The sequence below is a fragment of the Mariniradius saccharolyticus AK6 genome (genome assembly GCF_000330725.2).
GTDB classification, from domain to species: Bacteria; Bacteroidota; Bacteroidia; order Cytophagales; family Cyclobacteriaceae; genus Mariniradius; species Mariniradius saccharolyticus.
This window is the reverse complement of the sequence record NZ_AMZY02000011.1, coordinates 136,080-152,254: the sequence shown is the minus strand read 5'-3', so window position 1 is coordinate 152,254 and position 16,175 is coordinate 136,080. Positions and strand designations below refer to the sequence as shown.

At 46.8% G+C, this 16,175-nt stretch carries 14 protein-coding genes; 5 read left to right on the top strand and 9 right to left on the bottom strand.

Going from position 1 to position 16,175, the window contains the following annotated elements:
- Positions 1–135: 135 nt before the first annotated feature.
- From C943_RS12080 to C943_RS12065, 4 genes are all read left to right on the top strand, one after another.
- Positions 136–453: a hypothetical protein gene (locus tag C943_RS12080; protein ID WP_008628096.1), complete on the top strand. Its 318-nt coding sequence runs from the start codon at positions 136–138 to the stop codon at positions 451–453.
- 162 nt (positions 454–615) lie between these two features.
- On the top strand, positions 616–1,350 hold the full coding sequence (locus C943_RS12075) for a DUF6438 domain-containing protein (RefSeq protein ID WP_008628095.1): 735 nt from the start codon (positions 616–618) through the stop codon (positions 1,348–1,350).
- Between the two features lie 110 nt (positions 1,351–1,460).
- Positions 1,461–2,612 carry a serine hydrolase domain-containing protein gene (locus tag C943_RS12070; RefSeq protein WP_008628093.1) on the top strand — a complete coding sequence of 384 codons (1,152 nt, stop codon included), beginning with the start codon at positions 1,461–1,463 and terminating at the stop codon, positions 2,610–2,612.
- Between the two features lie 185 nt (positions 2,613–2,797).
- Positions 2,798–3,400: a hypothetical protein gene (locus C943_RS12065; RefSeq protein ID WP_008628091.1), complete on the top strand. Its 603-nt coding sequence runs from the start codon at positions 2,798–2,800 to the stop codon at positions 3,398–3,400.
- A 237-nt stretch (positions 3,401–3,637) separates the two neighbouring features.
- Here the strand turns inward: C943_RS12065 and C943_RS12060 are convergent, their stop codons facing one another.
- The 6 genes from C943_RS12060 to C943_RS12035 all read right to left on the bottom strand — a co-directional run bounded on the left by C943_RS12060 (position 3,638) and on the right by C943_RS12035 (position 9,667).
- Positions 3,638–4,549 carry a hydroxypyruvate isomerase family protein gene (locus C943_RS12060; protein ID WP_008628090.1) on the bottom strand — a complete coding sequence of 304 codons (912 nt, stop codon included), beginning with the start codon at positions 4,547–4,549 and terminating at the stop codon, positions 3,638–3,640.
- Positions 4,546–5,859 carry a Gfo/Idh/MocA family oxidoreductase gene (locus C943_RS12055; protein ID WP_040480489.1) on the bottom strand — a complete coding sequence of 438 codons (1,314 nt, stop codon included), beginning with the start codon at positions 5,857–5,859 and terminating at the stop codon, positions 4,546–4,548. The genes C943_RS12060 and C943_RS12055 overlap by 4 nt, the downstream gene beginning before the upstream one ends.
- 20 nt (positions 5,860–5,879) lie before the next feature.
- Positions 5,880–6,875, bottom strand: coding sequence for a formylglycine-generating enzyme family protein (locus tag C943_RS12050; RefSeq protein WP_008628086.1), 996 nt, complete (start codon positions 6,873–6,875; stop codon positions 5,880–5,882).
- 76 nt (positions 6,876–6,951) lie between these two features.
- Positions 6,952–7,425 (bottom strand): very short patch repair endonuclease, encoded by a 474-nt coding sequence (locus tag C943_RS12045; RefSeq protein ID WP_040480487.1) that lies wholly within the window; start codon positions 7,423–7,425, stop codon positions 6,952–6,954.
- Positions 7,426–7,467: 42 nt separating this feature from the next.
- Positions 7,468–8,814, bottom strand: coding sequence for an amidohydrolase (locus C943_RS12040; protein WP_008628082.1), 1,347 nt, complete (start codon positions 8,812–8,814; stop codon positions 7,468–7,470).
- 97 nt (positions 8,815–8,911) lie between these two features.
- Entirely contained in the window at positions 8,912–9,667 is a 756-nt protein-coding gene (locus C943_RS12035) for a TonB family protein (protein ID WP_157198525.1), read from the bottom strand.
- A gap of 261 nt (positions 9,668–9,928) precedes the next feature.
- On the opposite strand from C943_RS12035, the gene C943_RS12030 reads away from it, so the two are divergent.
- Positions 9,929–12,145, top strand: a complete 2,217-nt coding sequence (locus tag C943_RS12030; protein WP_008628064.1) for a DUF5916 domain-containing protein — start codon at positions 9,929–9,931, stop codon at positions 12,143–12,145.
- 273 nt (positions 12,146–12,418) lie between these two features.
- Here C943_RS12030 and C943_RS12025 read toward each other — a convergent pair whose 3' ends face one another.
- The 3 genes from C943_RS12025 to C943_RS12015 form a co-directional block, all read right to left on the bottom strand.
- Positions 12,419–12,928: a hypothetical protein gene (locus C943_RS12025; protein WP_008628060.1), complete on the bottom strand. Its 510-nt coding sequence runs from the start codon at positions 12,926–12,928 to the stop codon at positions 12,419–12,421.
- Positions 12,929–13,039: 111 nt separating this feature from the next.
- Positions 13,040–15,448, bottom strand: coding sequence for an alpha-L-rhamnosidase-related protein (locus tag C943_RS12020; RefSeq protein ID WP_008628057.1), 2,409 nt, complete (start codon positions 15,446–15,448; stop codon positions 13,040–13,042).
- Between the two features lie 70 nt (positions 15,449–15,518).
- On the bottom strand, positions 15,519–16,079 hold the full coding sequence (locus C943_RS12015; RefSeq protein ID WP_008628053.1) for a hypothetical protein: 561 nt from the start codon (positions 16,077–16,079) through the stop codon (positions 15,519–15,521).
- Between the last annotated feature and the right edge of the window lie 96 nt (positions 16,080–16,175).

The following is a 16,175-nucleotide window of genomic DNA, read 5'->3' as shown; positions in this document are numbered from 1 at the left end:
TCTTTTACAATTTGACCTTTAATAGTTCAGGCGGTTCTGGACTTCTTTGGCTTGTATATTTAATGTTTTGCGTTGGACTACATTGGTTAATAAATCTTATCGGAATTGTTCTGACATTTACAAAAAGGACGAATAATGAATAAATGGAAAATTGCATTTTGGGTTTGCTTGACAGTTTTGCTTTTGGTGACAGCAGTTGGCGTTTATTCAATCATTGACCAAGCGGTTACATTGACATATCAAAAGGAAGGTTACACAGACACCGAGAACGACCTTGACAATTTAATTGAAATAATTAATAAGACCGACCTGACTAAAACGCAAATTCAAAAGGAACTTAAAGACCACAAACTTTACGAATATATGGACTTCAATTCCGACACAATATCGCTTGACAGAGTTTTACTTGTATTCGAGAACAACAAACTTAAAAACGTGACGAAACAATGGTGAGAAAAGAAAGCCGACCGCATAACAGCACCTACCCAAAAGGCGGTGGTTCGTGTTCCAAAGACAGTTTTGTGGTTAATCAAACATTAGTTTTTCAAATCAAGTTTTGTGGTAAAAGTCCCGCCCTTCGGGTAGCTGCAAAACGTTATGGGCAATTAGACGAACATGAAAAATCTACTCTTTTTATTATTTAGCATAATGCTAATATCCTGTGAAACTAATGAAGAGGAATCCTTTAAAGTTAATTTAAATGGAATTTGGTATGGTGAGCAAACTTTTTTGGTTCAAGATTCTATTATGACAAACCCATTTTGGGACAATTATGGATTTTTTCATTTTTCTATTAACAATGACACATTGATTCTTGAAGATTCGGACCTAGAAAGCGTTGGAATAATTCAATATATTGATAAAAATAATATTCTATTAATACCATTTAATCGTGATAATGATACTGTAAAATATGAAAGGATATCAATAAGTAATCCAAATAAATTCGAATCTCTGAATTTAGACGGTGGGTCTGTCGAAGGAAGATTACCGTTCTTCAATATGCATATTGACAAAAATGGATTAGTGACTTATGAAGGAGAATTATACTCTGGCCTCAAAGGAAAACATAATTTTCAATTGGATACCTTAACATTAAATCAACTCAATCAATTATTTGAAATGGTTGATATACGGAATTATCCAGAGGAAGAATTATTTCCAATTCCAGGAAGCGGTGAAATGAATTTAACAATAAGGTACCCAAAAGGTGAAATAATTGAAATTGAGAACGGTCTTTTCGAAGGAGAATATTATATACTTCAGAAAGTCTTTAATCGATTTGAAAGTCTACTTATAAAGAAAAAAGCCCATAACATCACCTTGGATACAGCGGGCGGTTCCGAGTAAACAGAAAGTTTAGTATCTTTAAGAAGTTAGGAGTAGGCTGGAAGAGATCGGCTTCGAATGCCCGCCGTCTCCAAGCTGAATCCCGTTGCCAGCCATAGGTAGAAAGTCCAATGAAACATCAAGAGTTTATAAGTAAAGGAACGACAATCCTACTTGCAGTTTTGCTCTTTGTAATCTCGATAAGTGATTCTTATGGACAGTCGAGAAAACTTAGGAAGATTCAAAAAAGCATCAATAAAGCGACAGCAGGGCATCTAGTTGGGGTAGCAGTCTATATAAAAAGTTCTGAAGGAAATGAATGGATTGGAGTTTCAGGCTTTCAAGACAAAGAAAGCAGAAAGCCAATCGAAGCTGGGAGCATATTTGCAACTGGTAGCATAGGGAAAATGTATAATGCTGTTGCGACTCTGAAACTAGTCGAACAAGGAATACTACAGTTAGATGGCAAAATAGGCGAATACTTGCCTGAATGGATTATTTCTAACCTTCCCAACGGAGAGATTATCACCGTACGACACCTATTGTCAAATCAATCAGGATTATTCAATTATGAGAATGATCCAAAATTGAACCAATTGTATTTGTCAGGAAACCTAAAGCTGGATACATTAACTCATGAGAATGTATTAAGGAGATATGTTTTTAATCATCCAGCAACAGATTTTCCTGGTACGAAATATCGTTATAGCAGTACCAATTTTATGCTACTTGCGATGATTATGGATCATGTAACTCTACAAGGGCATACCAACTATTTGAGAAAAGAAATATTGCAAATCAACGGCTTTAAAAACACATACTATAGAGAAACGCCACCCAATAAACTAGTTAATCACTACGGGGACCTAGATAAAGACGGCAATGTTGAAGACTTAACAATGGAGACGATTGAGACAACAAATTGGTTTATTGGAGATGATGGAATCTATGCGCCTATTAAAGAAGCAGCACACTTTTTAGAAACAATCATGAGTGGGGGTATTTTAAAAAAAGAAACTCTTGAACAAATGACAAAATGGAATGATGAACAAAAACCCGATTATGGACTTGGTTTAATGGCCGACAAAAGCTTTCCATACAAATTTCTGATTGGACATTCAGGTAGAGGTATCGGAACGACAACAGATCTTTTTTATTTCCCAAATCAAAAAATGACAGTTGGCATATTTTGCAACACAGGTATACGACAAACCTCACCAATGATCAAGAAAGAATACCTGCGGATGAGAACCAAAATTGTTAAGACATTATTTCTTTTCTAGTTTTAGAGCACTAGCTAGGCGAACAACCCGGTAGCCTACGGCTGGCAACAAAATGCTTCTGCAATAGCGCGGTGACGTGTAAGCTATAAGTGTTATCTTCGTTCAACGTTTGGTTTCGGGGACAGGACGCGGCTTCGAAACCCGCAGCCGTCATAAACCCAAAACGTTGTAGTCAATTAGACAAAATGGAATTTGAAGTAACTGAAGGCTTTTACAAATACAGCCCATGGCTAAAAATATGGGAAGTAATCAAAGGTTTCCTTATGCTCTTCTATGTTCCTGTTGCATATGGGAAACATCTTTTTGATAAACTAAGGGGTATCGAAGAACCTAAACCACGTGAACAGAATATTTGGCTGAATTACATTGAATTTGACACTTATTCGCTTGAATCTTTGGCCTTGGGTAATGAAGTATCAATGCATTTACTTGAATCGGGAGCTTTAGACTTTCCTGATCGGAAAGATTGGGATGACCCGTTCAGGTTTCTACTGAAATTTAGATCTCAACCGGAAATTGAAGCACTTAACAATGCTTTCTTTGATGAAATTGACTTGAAAACAGAGTTAGGAATTTATCTAATTCGCGTGAATGAAAAAGGACAAGGAATGACTCTTTGTCTATTACCATCAAATACGCCCGAATTAATTGAGATTGTCAAATTAAAACCTCTGAGCTGGATAATGACTGAAATGGAATCCGGTACCATAGAATTGATAGGTTTTGCGGACAAAGGGAAGCTTAGAACTGAAGTAAAACTAACTACAACAAAACCTAAACTGCATTAAAACGCAGTTTAGCCAATCGTTCGCGCAAGTTTTTTGAATCAAATGAACGATTTCCAGCCAATCATCCACCCAACCCTGCAATCCAATACAGTTCCAGAAATTTGTCAGTCGCTAATCAATCATATGGTCATTAGGTACTTGTGAAATAGGGCAAAACACTCTTGAAATTGCCAAATAGTTCAACTTGGTAAGATAGGCGTTTCCCAGAATTATCAATCGGAACGAATTAATACCTGCTCACTTAAACGCATCCGCCTTCCGATATGCCTCGATGAGTGCAAGCTCTCCTTCTTTGCCGGGTTTGGCATTGCCGTGTTCCATGCCGCAGACGCCTTTGAAACCTTTTTCATCCAGCCATTTGAAGACATTGAGGTAGTTGATCTCGCCGGTGCCGGGTTCCTTGCGGCCGGGGTTGTCACCGATTTGGATATAGGCGATTTCGTCCCAGCAGGCCTCCATCATGTTGATGATGTTGCCTTCATTGCGCTGCATGTGGTAGATGTCGTAGAGGATTTTGCAGGAAGGGCTCGCCACCGCCTTGCAGATGGCGTGCGTTTGGTCGGAATGCCTGAGAAACAGCTCAGGCGTATCGGAAAGTGGCTCGAGGACCATAACCAGTCCGGCAGGCTCGAGGATTTCTGCCCCGCGCTTCAGTGCTTCGATGACGTTGGAGGTTTGGATACCGATGGGCAGCCTACGCTCGAAAAATCCCGGGACGACCGTGGCCCATTTGGCATTGACGCGCTTGGCGGCTTCGACGGACTTTTTGCAGGTGGCGACGAAAGTATCAACAAATTCCTTCTTGCCCGTGGTCAGGGAGATTTTCCAGTTGTCCCCGCCGTCGATCACAAAGACACCCATCCGCATACCGAGGCGCTCGAGTGTTTTTCCGATCAGATTCTGGTCTTCCACGGATCGCCCAAGGAGGCCATTGTCCTCCAAGGAACGGAAACCCTGCGCATGCATGTACTCCAGTTGGGCGACAAGTCCGTCGCCTGCATGGGCCTTGAACATCCCGAAATGCGGGGCATAGTCGAGGTGGAAGGTTTCACCGGCCTTGTTGAAGTGGGCCGCGGCCAAGGGGCTGATGGTGCCCAAGGTGGCCGCGCTTGCCAGGCCTACGTTTTTGACAAAATTTCTCCTGTTCATACGAGTTGGGTTTTACCGGGAATAGCGAATGGATAGAAACCGTCGGCATTGGGCAGGACTTTTGGCATCGCATCCCAAGCAAGTGTGGTCGGCATCAGGTTGATGTCGGCATTGAGGGCTTCGTCCCAGGTGACGACTTTTCCGGTATAGGTGGCATAGCGGCCGAGGATGGCTGTCATGGTGCTTTTGGCGGCATTTTCCGCATCGGCAAATTTATATTCGCCCTTGACGATCGCGGCAAAAAGCTCATCGTGCTCGACTTGGTAGGGATTGGGGTTGTTGTCCCTGTTGTGGGAGTAGAGGCTTTTGCCCTTCCAGCTTGTCAACTCGCCATGGTTGCCGGCGCTGAGGTAAGCTTTGCCTGTGGTGCCTTGGAAAGATTCATCCACACGGTTGGCGGCGCCGGGGAAGTGACGGCATTCGCTGAAGATCACCGTGTCGTCTGCATAGGTAAAGGTCACGGAATGGTGGTCAAAAATTTCGCCGTGGTCTTTGCCGGTACGGACCTGACGTCCGCCGGTACCATATGCCTTGACCGGATAGCTTTGCTTCACCCAGTTGGCCACGTCGAGGTTGTGGACGTGCTGCTCCACGATATGGTCTCCACACAGCCAGTTGAAATAGTACCAATTGCGCATTTGGTATTCCATCTCGGTTTGTCCGGGTTGACGGGCGTTGACCCAAACGCCACCATCGTTCCAGTACACCTGTCCGCCGATGATGTCACCGATTTTGCCGTCGTGGATCTGTTTGATGGTTTCGCGGTAATTGGACTGGTAGTGCCTTTGGAGACCGACAACAACGTTCAATTTTTTGCGCTTGGCCTCTTCTGCCGCGGCCAATACCTTGCGGATGCCGGCAGAGTCGGTGGCTACGGGTTTTTCCATGAAAATCTGTTTGCCCTGCTTTACCGCCTCTTCAAAATGATCCGGCCTAAATCCGGGAGGCGCTGCGAGGATAACCACATCAGCGAGCTTGATGGCTTCCTTATAGCCTTCGAAGCCTACGAATTTCCTGTCTTCGGGGACGTTGACTTTTTCTGCCCCATATTTGTCAAAAATGGGTTTGTAGCTCTTGTCGATCCGGTCGCGGAAGGCGTCCGCCATGGCGACCAGTTGGATGTTGTGGCCGGTGTCAAAGGCTTGGAATACAGCGCCCGTGCCGCGTCCGCCACAGCCGATGACGGCGATCTTGATGACATCAGCACCTGCCGCGTAGGCTTGGGGCATACTGAAAGGCTGCAAAGCAAGGCCGCCTGCCACTAGGGCGGATGTTTTGAGAAAGTCTCGGCGGTTTGAAAGGTTTTTCATGGGTATATCGTTTTAGGTTGTCAATAATCTGCGATAGGAGTTTGGTTGTAATAGGCCATGATTTCATCGGGCGATGGAGGATTGAGCGGTCGCACGACCCGAATGCCCAAAAACGGCGCTTCGGGAAACCACCACTGACTTTTTGGAATCTGTGGATCAATGCGTTTCCATTCGGCTTTGGAGGCAATCCTTTGGCTGGAACGAAGTTCTGCGGCTGGGCTTTTGTAATGTCCACCCCGGATGGCACCCGGATAAAGCTTGGCGATGGGGACGACGGGGTCTTTCAGGGTTTGCGAAGCGCGCTGCTTGTAGAGGTTGGGGTCATATTGGTCCGAAGTCCATTCCATGACATTTCCGAGGATATCGTATAGGCCCCAAGGGTTGGGTTTTTTCTGTCCGATGGGTTTGGTACTTCCGCCGCTGTTGGCGCCATACCAGGCATAGTCGCCCAGTGCTTTTTCACTGTTGCCAAAGAAGTAGGCGGTCTCGCTGCCCGCGCGGCAGGCATATTCCCATTCCGCTTCGGTGGGTAGGCGGTAGAAGATTCCAGTCTTGACATAGAGCCATTTGCAAAATTGCAGGGCGCCGTAATGGGTCATTCCGATGGCGGGCTTGCCTTCCTTGCCCATGCCGGCGGTCATGTCCAAGTAGGGAATGCTCGGTCTGGTCAATCCGTCGACTTGGGTCGGGAGTGGCTTTTCGGCGATCGCCAACTCGTAGTTTTTGTCCAAAAACAATTCGAAGATATCCCAGGTGATCTCGTGGGTTCCCATCCAAAAAGGGGAAACTTCTACTGCATGGGCAGGCATTTCGTCGGGATTGCCTTTGTTGGTGCCCATTTGGAAAGTGCCGCCAGGTATTGGCACTAGACCGAAAGAAGCTTTAGAGTCGGGGATATTTTGGGTATAAGCCTCAAAGGAAACTTGGGTTTTGGATTTGTTGGCGACCAACAAAATTCCAAACAGCCCCGAAAGGACAAGGAGATACAAGGAGGTATAAAATCGGTCTTGAAACATACGCGATGCGAATAGATTGAAAAATAGAGGAAATCTCGCGGATTCAAAAATGGAATCTGATGGGAAACTGAAGGAATCAAATTCCCATCGCCTCCATCACTTTGCTGATACAGCTGCCGAGTTCCTTTTTGACCTCAAAATCCCAAAACCGCAGGACTTTCCAACCGTGGTTTTTGTAGAATATATTGATCTCACGATCCCGCTGCATATTTCTTTCGATTTTGGGAATCCAAAAGTCACGGTTGGAGTGGATGCTGTCCTTTCTGTTTTCCCAATCATAGCCGTGCCAAAATGATCCATCCACAAAAACGACCAAGCGGTACTTGATAAAGCTGATGTCGGGCTTGCCGGGTAGATTCTTCTTATTGCTGCGAAACCGGACGCCTGCATGCCATAGGGCCCTGCGGAGGAGTTTTTCGGGTTGGGTGTTTTTTCCCTTGATCCGGGACATGACCGCCGAGCGCTGCGGCGTGATGTAGAATCCCGCTTCCTCCTCAAATTTGGGAACTTGGATTTTGGGTTCGGGATAGGGGATCACTTTCTTTGCCATCACCGCATTCCTTTTTGGCTAAATTGGTTGATTCCTATGCTGTCAGCATTTCAAGTCAGTGCGCTCGAACACCAATATTCCCCTGTGGTAAAGTTGCTCCACAGGTCTCAATCTGGCTACAGTCTCCGCGGAACAGCTGGCATCGACCAAGGTGAAGCTCGCCTCGTCTCCTACTTTTGGCCAAACTTGGTTTCCTTCTTTATCCAATGGAAGTAGGCCCTTGGTACCGATCCCCAAGGCTCTGGAAAGGCCAAATTCGTGGTTGTAGCGGTAGAGTTCGGCCATCGTTTTGGCCTTGTCCAGCATGCTGCCCGTACCAAATGGCTGCCAATGGTCGGTCACGCAGTCAGTCCCCGCCATCACTTTGATACCATGGTTCATCAAGGTAGGTATGGGCATCACGTTGTATCCGATTGGTACGGTTGTCGTGATGCCGATTTCAGCTTCGGCGAGTGCCTCACAGGTCGCCTGCAGTGTCTTGGCATCCAAGGCACCTAAGACGAAGCAGTGGCTCAAATAGCTTTTGCCTTTCAGTTGGGGATTTTCGAGGACTTTTTTGACGAGGTATTGCAGGGTAAGCAGCCCAGATTCGCCCGATTCGTGCAGATGGATATCGAGGCCTTTTCCATAGTCTAGCGCCAACTGGATCGTGAAGTCCATTGTTTTCTCGATATTCCCATCGAGGGAATACGGATCCACGCCTCCGATAAAATCGATGTCCATTTGCGCAGCTTCTTTCATGAGTTCCTGCGAACCAGAGTAAAACACCCCATGCTGGGGGAAGGCCACGAGTTCGGTTTCAAAGCTGCCCTTTTTGTGGTCGAGGGCTTTGTACAGGTTTGTCAGAGAATTGAGCTGTGAGGTTGGTTCGATATTGACATGGCTTCTCGCAAAATTGGTACCCTTGGATTGCAACAGCTCGATGAGCTTCTCGGCACGCTCGGTCGAATAGGGAAGCAGCTCGGGGATGACCTTTTTCTCATGCTCGATGAGTTCCTTTACGGTTTTGTATTTGCTTTCCCGGGCTTTCCAGGGACCGCCGTAGTAGGTCTTGTCCAAGTGGATATGCATGTCCTTCATGGCAGGTAGCATGAGCAATCCTTTTGCGTCGGTCCCGGTTGATGTAGCTGCTTGAGGCAGTATTTCTGTGATTACGCCGTTTTCCAGCTTTAGGGTAAATAGGCGTGTTTTGGTACCCACTACCTCGATTTCATCCCTGATAAAGCCCGTTTCCAAAAGAACGTTCTTAAGGACTACAGGGGCGGATTCAGGTCGAATGGGATTTTTAGGTTTAGCCCCGGAGGAAACAGATGGTGCGAAAACCGATACTCCAGCCAAGCCAATCGTCTTGCCAAGGAATTCTCTTCTATTGATGGATTGATCGGCCATGAAAATGGGGTTAAATGGATTTTCATTTGAAATTAGGAAAAATCCAAGAGTATCGACCGCAATTTCCGCATTTAGGATTGACGGAACCTAGCGCTTTTCAATAGTCCTCGGCAATTTTGAATACGATTGGTAAAATAAAGCTGGCTTCTGTCGGAATACCGTTTTCCCTGCGGGCTTGCCAAGGTTTGGCGACGAAGGATTTGACGACCCGAAGCGCCTCTTTTTGGAACTCGGAATGGACGTTTTCCGGATTCATCACTTCAAATGAGTAGACATTCCCTGTGCTGTCCAGTTCCAGCGCTATACGCACCGTACCCGCCAAATCGTCTCCCAAGAGCGTTTCTGGATAGCGCAGGTTGCGACGGAGAAATTCGTACCAAGCGTCAATGCCTCCTTGGGGTTCGGCATCGGTGATGTTGACGGACCTTTCTTGGCCGGATTCGTCAAAATACCTTTGGGAAATGATGTAGTTGTTGACGATCAGTCTCGTTTCCTTGACCGTTCCATTAGGATTGAAGTAGGTGTGGCGAGTGCTATCACGAGGCAGGTAGGTCTTGTCCGTTTCCCTACTCACCCATCCGGCCACATCAAAGTAGGTCCATTTGGTTGATAAGGATTCCTTTTTTTCGCCCAAAATATCCACGCGTCGCATCGCGATCGTGCTGTCCATTTTGAAAAATTCTTTGACAAGTTGGGTACTGTCCTCGGCTACCGTTGCAAAAAAATGGGGTTCATAGGTAGCAGTATCCTTGATTTCATAGAAGTATTTGTTGAAAAACTGAACCTGCGCAAAAGGCGGGAGGCCGACCAAAAGGGAAAAAAAGCTCAATGAAAGGAAACGTCGAATAGGCATCTCTTGGTGGATTTGGTTGAAAAATCGGGAGATTTTGGAAGATGAAAAATGACTGGGCCTATTTGGGACCGTTTTTTCCAAAGGGAACTTGTTTTACATGATGCAAGTTTGAAAGAGAAGATTTGGCGATCCCTTGCCGTACTTGGCGCGGCAAAGGCCTGACCCAAAAAATGCCTTGAAAAGCCGTTTTTTTCCGATGGTATAAATCAACCCACAAACGCTTTTTCCATCACTTTATTTTGTTTCGGTCCGCGGTAGTTTATGAAGAAATTTCTCTTGCTTGGGTTTCTGTTTCAAATGTTTTGCTTTGGAGCCTTTTCGCAACGGGAGGCGTTACCAGGGCTGATTGCCGACAAGGTCAAGGAGGAAATCAAGCTTGACGGCGTCCTGGAAGAAGCCGTATGGCAAGGTGGAGATTGGGCGACCAATTTTCAACAGTTTTTTCCTTCCGATACCTCACTTGCCCAAGCCCAAACCAAAGTCAGGATCGTTTTCGACGACAAGTTCATCTACATCGCGGCGGTCATGCAAAATCTGGGACCGAGGGCGCCGAACGAATATGTGAGCACTTCCCTGCGCAGGGACTACCGCGGTGAGCAAAATGACGGCGTCAGCTTTGTCTTTGATACCTTCAATGACTATACCTCGGCGTTTCAGTTTGGAATCAACCCCTATGGCGTACAGCGCGAATCGCTCATCGCCAACGGCGGCATGATGTCGACGGATTTGAATCTGGCTTGGGACAACAAATGGTATTCTGAAGCTAAGATCTACGAGGACCATTGGATTGCTGAGATTGCCATACCACTGTCGACCTTGCGGTTCAACGACGGCGCGATGAACTGGAATGTCAACTTCTACCGCATTGACTCCAAATACAACGAGCGCAGTACCTGGAGCCCAATTCCCCGCAATTTCAATGTGATCAATTTGGCCTATTTGCGGAAGCTGATTTTCTCGGAGCCGATCAAAAAACCCGGAGCCAACCTCTCGCTGATTCCCTATGTGGCGATGGCGACTAGCCAAAACAACCTAGAGGGTATCAACAACCCCCCTAGACCCGCAATTGGTGGGGATGCCAAAATCGGGGTCGGTCCTGCACTCAATATGGATCTGACCGTCAACCCTGATTTTTCACAAGTCGAGGTCGATGAACAGGTCACGAATTTGGAGCGTTTTGAGATTTTCTTTCCGGAGCGCCGCCAGTTTTTCCTAGAAAACGCGGATCTATTTGCGGATTTTGGATCAAGAAATGTTCGGCCCTTCTTCTCGCGTCGTATCGGCGTAGATGTGGATACCACCACGGGACAGAATGTGCAAAACCAGATTCTCTTTGGTGGGAGGTTAAGTGGGAAACTGGATGAAAATTGGCGGATCGGCGCGATGAATATGCAGACCGCAAACGACGAACAAAGGGGAATCGTAGGAAAGAATTTTGCGGTCGCGGCCATTCAGCGCAAGGTATTCTCACGGTCCAATATTGGCCTGATCTTTATCAACCGGGAAACGCTCAATGAAAAAGTGGATATCCCCTTGTTTGATCCGACCAAATACAATCGCGTCGCGGGCATCGACTACAACTTGGCTTCGAAGGACAATACTTGGCAGGGAAAATTTTATTACCACAAGAGCTTTGATCACGAGAATCCGAGCAACTCCGATGTCGCCCACGGACAATTGGCCTACGAAAAGACCCATATCAGGGCTGCAGCCGCTTTTTCCGATGTCGGCGAGAATTATAATCCGGAAGTCGGTTTCACGCCAAGAAACGACTACAAGCGCGTATTTGGCGATTTCGCTTACCGATTTTTTCCCCGCTCCAAGTTGATCAACCGGCATGGACCAGCCATTGAAACGGAGTTTCTTTGGAACGAGCGCTTGGGCACCACCGATGAGTTGCACAGCTTGGTTTATGACGTAAGGTTCCAATCATTGGCGCAGCTCTCGGTTGGCGTAAGTAACAGATATACCTATCTGTTTGCCTCCTTTGACCCCACGCGCACGGGAGGGGTTCCTTTGGAGGCAGGGACTGACTACAGGAATACTTTTGCGACCTTGCGGTATTTTTCCAATCCCAGGAAGAAAGTTTTTGTGACTTTGATCGCCAATGCCGGGGAGTATTTTACCGGAACGCTAAAGGGGGTACAGGGCACGATGAGTTGGCGATTGGGTTATTTGGCCAATATTTCGATGAACTTTAGCTACAACAATATCCGACTTCCGGAGCCGCAGAACAATGCTGATTTGGTCTTGGTGGGCCCAAGAATCGACTTGACCTTCACAAGGAGTTTGTTCTGGACGACCTTTATCCAATACAACAACCAAATCGACAATATCAACATCAATACACGCCTGCAATGGCGGTATGCTCCTGTGTCTGACTTGTTTTTGGTCTATACCGACAACTTTTTCCCCGATACTTTTGCTTCAAAGCAACGCGCGTTGGTCATGAAGCTCAACTACTGGTTCAATCTGTAGCATCATCCGAAGTTCATTATCCGAAGCATGCAAATTCGGATCACTGAGTCGTTCGTTCTCCTCGAATGAAATCAAACCTGACAAGTCAAAGATTCCCATCTGTGAAAATCTGTGCCATCTTTGGTAAAGCAATAAACCACAGATTTCACAGAACGACACAGATGTGGACGCCTGTCCAGCGAATTTGCGCCAAGCCTTTCGAATACCGATCTATGAAAAACCTTTTTATCAGTTTGATGGGAAAGATTGATTTCCCCAATTAGGAAGATTAAGTTACTGCAACTGCTCGCGGGAATATGCCACAAAAAAGTAGACCACAGGACCGAAGATCAGTAGCGGAAAAATCAGGATAAACCAAATGGAAATGCCATCTCCCGCTGACGACCCGGTATGAAAAGAGAAATATTCTATGATCAGCAGCACCAAAATCAAGTTCAGCTTTAGCCAGCGCCATAGACGTTGGTTGATGCGTAGAACCGCGGCACTTTTTTCTGGATTGAACTCGTATTCGTACTCGTTATGTTTTCGCTTTTTATTGTAAATAGTCAATCCTATGTAAATAAGGGTTGCGATAAATGGAATCGAGTAGGTCATTTGGCTTGCCCAAAACTCATTTGGTGACTCCAAGAAGGTGTAATCCTTGGGAACCAATTCTGCGCCAAGATGCTGGAAATAGTAGGTCTCGGCCCACAACATCACCAAGGCTCCAATCGCCAAGATCTCAACCAAAATGTCAGATTTCGTAAAAGTCGAAGGCTTTTTCTCTTCAAGTATGTTTTTCATCGGGCAATTGTTGTCGAGCTGTTTTTGCGAAGTTAATGTCTTCCGCGAGCGCGACCAAGTTGCAGGTCAACGTGTACGCCCTTCGATAAGTGAGAAAGTTGGAAAATAGTTTTATTTCTGCGCTTCCACTCTCATTTTTTTGCCGCTCATGAGAACCCGTCGGTAGCCATCCTGTGTATCTGAAGAGATTTCCTTACCGAGGATTCTTACTTTGGAAAATTCCTCGGGAAACTCAACCGAAATGCCCCATTTGGATTGGCTTTGGCTGACCTCGATCGCCAAAACGCCATCTTTGTTGGTGTAAAGGAGATTGATCTCATTGTCGCCGACAAGGACTTTTTCGATGGAGGCTTCCTGCCAAGTGCTCGGCATTTGGGGACGGATGTAGACGACTTTGTTGCCGGCATCGGGCTTGATACCAAAAAACTGGTATACAATCGGGACACCATAGCTGTAGAGATTCCATGCCTGTGCCATCATGCCATAGTCCGGCGACACTTCGTAAATCGATCCTGGCAAAGCAAAGCTAAAAGACTTTGTCATCCGCTGTAGGTAGGATAAGGCCTCATCCGGACGCCCGTAGTTGTTTTCACCAATTGTCAATACTCCCGTCGGTAAGGTCATGACAGCACCTGTGTAGGAAAATACCTTGCTTCCAGCAAAGGAGCCGTCTTCACTTGCTGCGGCTTCGTCCCGGTCAATACCCGTGACATAAACCCCAAATGGGTTGGTAAACCGCTTGGCTTTGTCCAATGCGCGGATTGCTTTATCTGTATCCGCTATACCCATTTCCATGGGCGTATTGACCACCCAATTGTGGAATACCACGAATCCCCGTTTTTGGTCTTTGGGGTAAGTCGCAATTTTGGATCGGCTTGCCTTGAGTTCCTCGACTGCCCAAGGCTTATTGAGTGTATCGGCCCGCACAATCGCGGCATCGATCAAATGCAGCGCTTCTTCCGGTGTCCCGATGAAATCCGCAAATCCATTGAAATCCTCCACCCAGAATTCTTCATTGATTTTCTGTTTCAACCGATCTGCCAAAGCTTGGTATTCTTTTGCGAGCTCTGGTTTTCCCACTACCGCTGCGATCTGCGCCGCATCCGCGAAAGCTTTTTGGGTATAGACAGCCACGTCGACCATTTCGGAGGCAAGGCCATGGATTTCCATCATGCCATAACCGTCGGGGAAAAGGTTGCCGTCTTTGTCATTTTCGTCCATCAGCCATTGGAGCCCCTTTTGGATCGTAGGGAAATATTTTTCCAAAAATTCCCGATCTCCTGTCCACTGGTACACCCACCAAATCAAGGAAGTGAATTGGGGTGTTTCGTTGATGTTGCCGGGGTTGAAAACCACCCCATTGGTACTCGTCTCATGCATGATGCGTCCGTTGCCGTTGGCTTCGGAGAGTTTGTGGATAAGGTCGATGGTCGAGTAGACCAGGTCTTTGCGTCCTGTCGCGATCGCGCCTTTGAGTGTATATTCATTGTCCACACCAAACCACCAAGGATAGTCGGGCATGCCTGCCGCCAATCCTCGGCCGATTTCCGGTACATCGCGCACCAGCCATTCGGTATTGTACTTAACCCATTCGAAAGCCTTTTCAAGATCTTTGTCCGGGATGCTGACTTTTGCGGTGGCAGCGATCGTTTCGTAGTACTTTCTTTTTGCCAAAAGGTCCAGTTCCGCATTTGCTTTTAGGTCAGCGAGCGTGGATTCCAGCTCAGCCTTGTTTTTATAGGATCCTGCGATAAAAAACCGGAGGTGTTGCGCTTCTTGTGGTTCAAGCGTTAATTCATAGCCCAATCTACCTGCAGTACCTTTGCCTTGGGGCTGATAGTCACAAGTCGCAGAGGGGCCCTCGGTGTATTTTGCCGGACGATCTCCGCCAAACATCACCCACCATTCATTTCCCTGATCCTTTCCGATCCAGGCATTGGACGCTTCATCAAAAACCAACTGATCGGGGTGATCTTCCAGGTTGAGCCTTTCCCCGAGCCAAACGGGCATCAGGTCGGTATGGCCCGTAAATTCAAACCCGATTGTTTTTGGACTTGATCCCGTGTTGACGATGGAAAACTCGACCACCAGTCCTTGTTTTCCGTCCGGTGCAAATTGGAAGCGCTGGATTTCCAGATCCGGTACCGCTGTGCTGAAAATATGCTTGTTGGCAAAGGGATAGTTGATAAATGCATCTGCATTGTCGAGGCAATAGGAATTGCCATCCACGCCGATGGCTGCCGTAAAGCCATCCATCAGCTTGATGGGATGGTTCCAAATCCCGCCCATTTCTCCCTGCACATGCCAGCCAAGGTCGGGAAAGCTGCCGTCTTGATGGCCCACCATATAGACCCTGTCCCCAGCCGTAACGAAGGGAGACGATTTGTATTCGGCTTTGCCTTCCAAGCCTTCGGTATCTTCAATCAGCGAAAAAAGCTGGGTTTGGCCGCTGGGCTTGGTACAGGAAAAGCCGCCAAGGAGCAGCATTCCCACCATGCCATGCGCAAAAACACGTTTCATAGGTTGACTTTTTGGATCATCAAAAATAAAGGTAGGATTTTTATCCCAGCGACTCCAAAAAACCGCTACATCATGGCACCAAGTTCACCAAAATAGCAGGTGTCTTGATCACTTTCCCATCTGCTAGCCGCAGTTCCATGAGGAGTGAGTGCATTTTTGCTTCTGCCGGGCGCCTCGAAAAAGTGAAATAGTAGCTGCTGATGTTAGTTTGATTCAGGATTTCCTCCATGAAGACTTCCTTGGACATTAAGGCCTTCAGGTCTGTAAAGGCAATGATTTCTGACAGGTCCGTACCTGCCGGATGCTCGGTATCGAAATCCTGATTGCTCAGCAAGGTAAGTTCCGACACGGGATTATTGTTTTCAAATACGACGGGGCAGTTGGGATTTGCGGTAAAGAAAACCTGCACAGGTTTGGTAAATTCCAGCTTCACCAGCAGTCTATCGATGGAGAGCCCTGCACTGTTTAGCCAAAGCGCATTTCCGGTATTTGCTGGATCGAGGGTTCTTGGGAAGGCCTCGATTTCCTTCAACTCAAACAGGGTTTCTTTGCAGTTTTCTTCGCAGGAAGTCTGCATCAAGACGATAGAAATGACCAGGCAGCAGATGCCGATCCGAGTGGAAAATTTCATGTGAATCTTGTTTGCGAGATGAATAAGTTGATTTGAAACTAGTAAAACCGAATGAAAAAAAGAAATTCGATGGAGCTTTCGAGAGGCTTTGCCTGC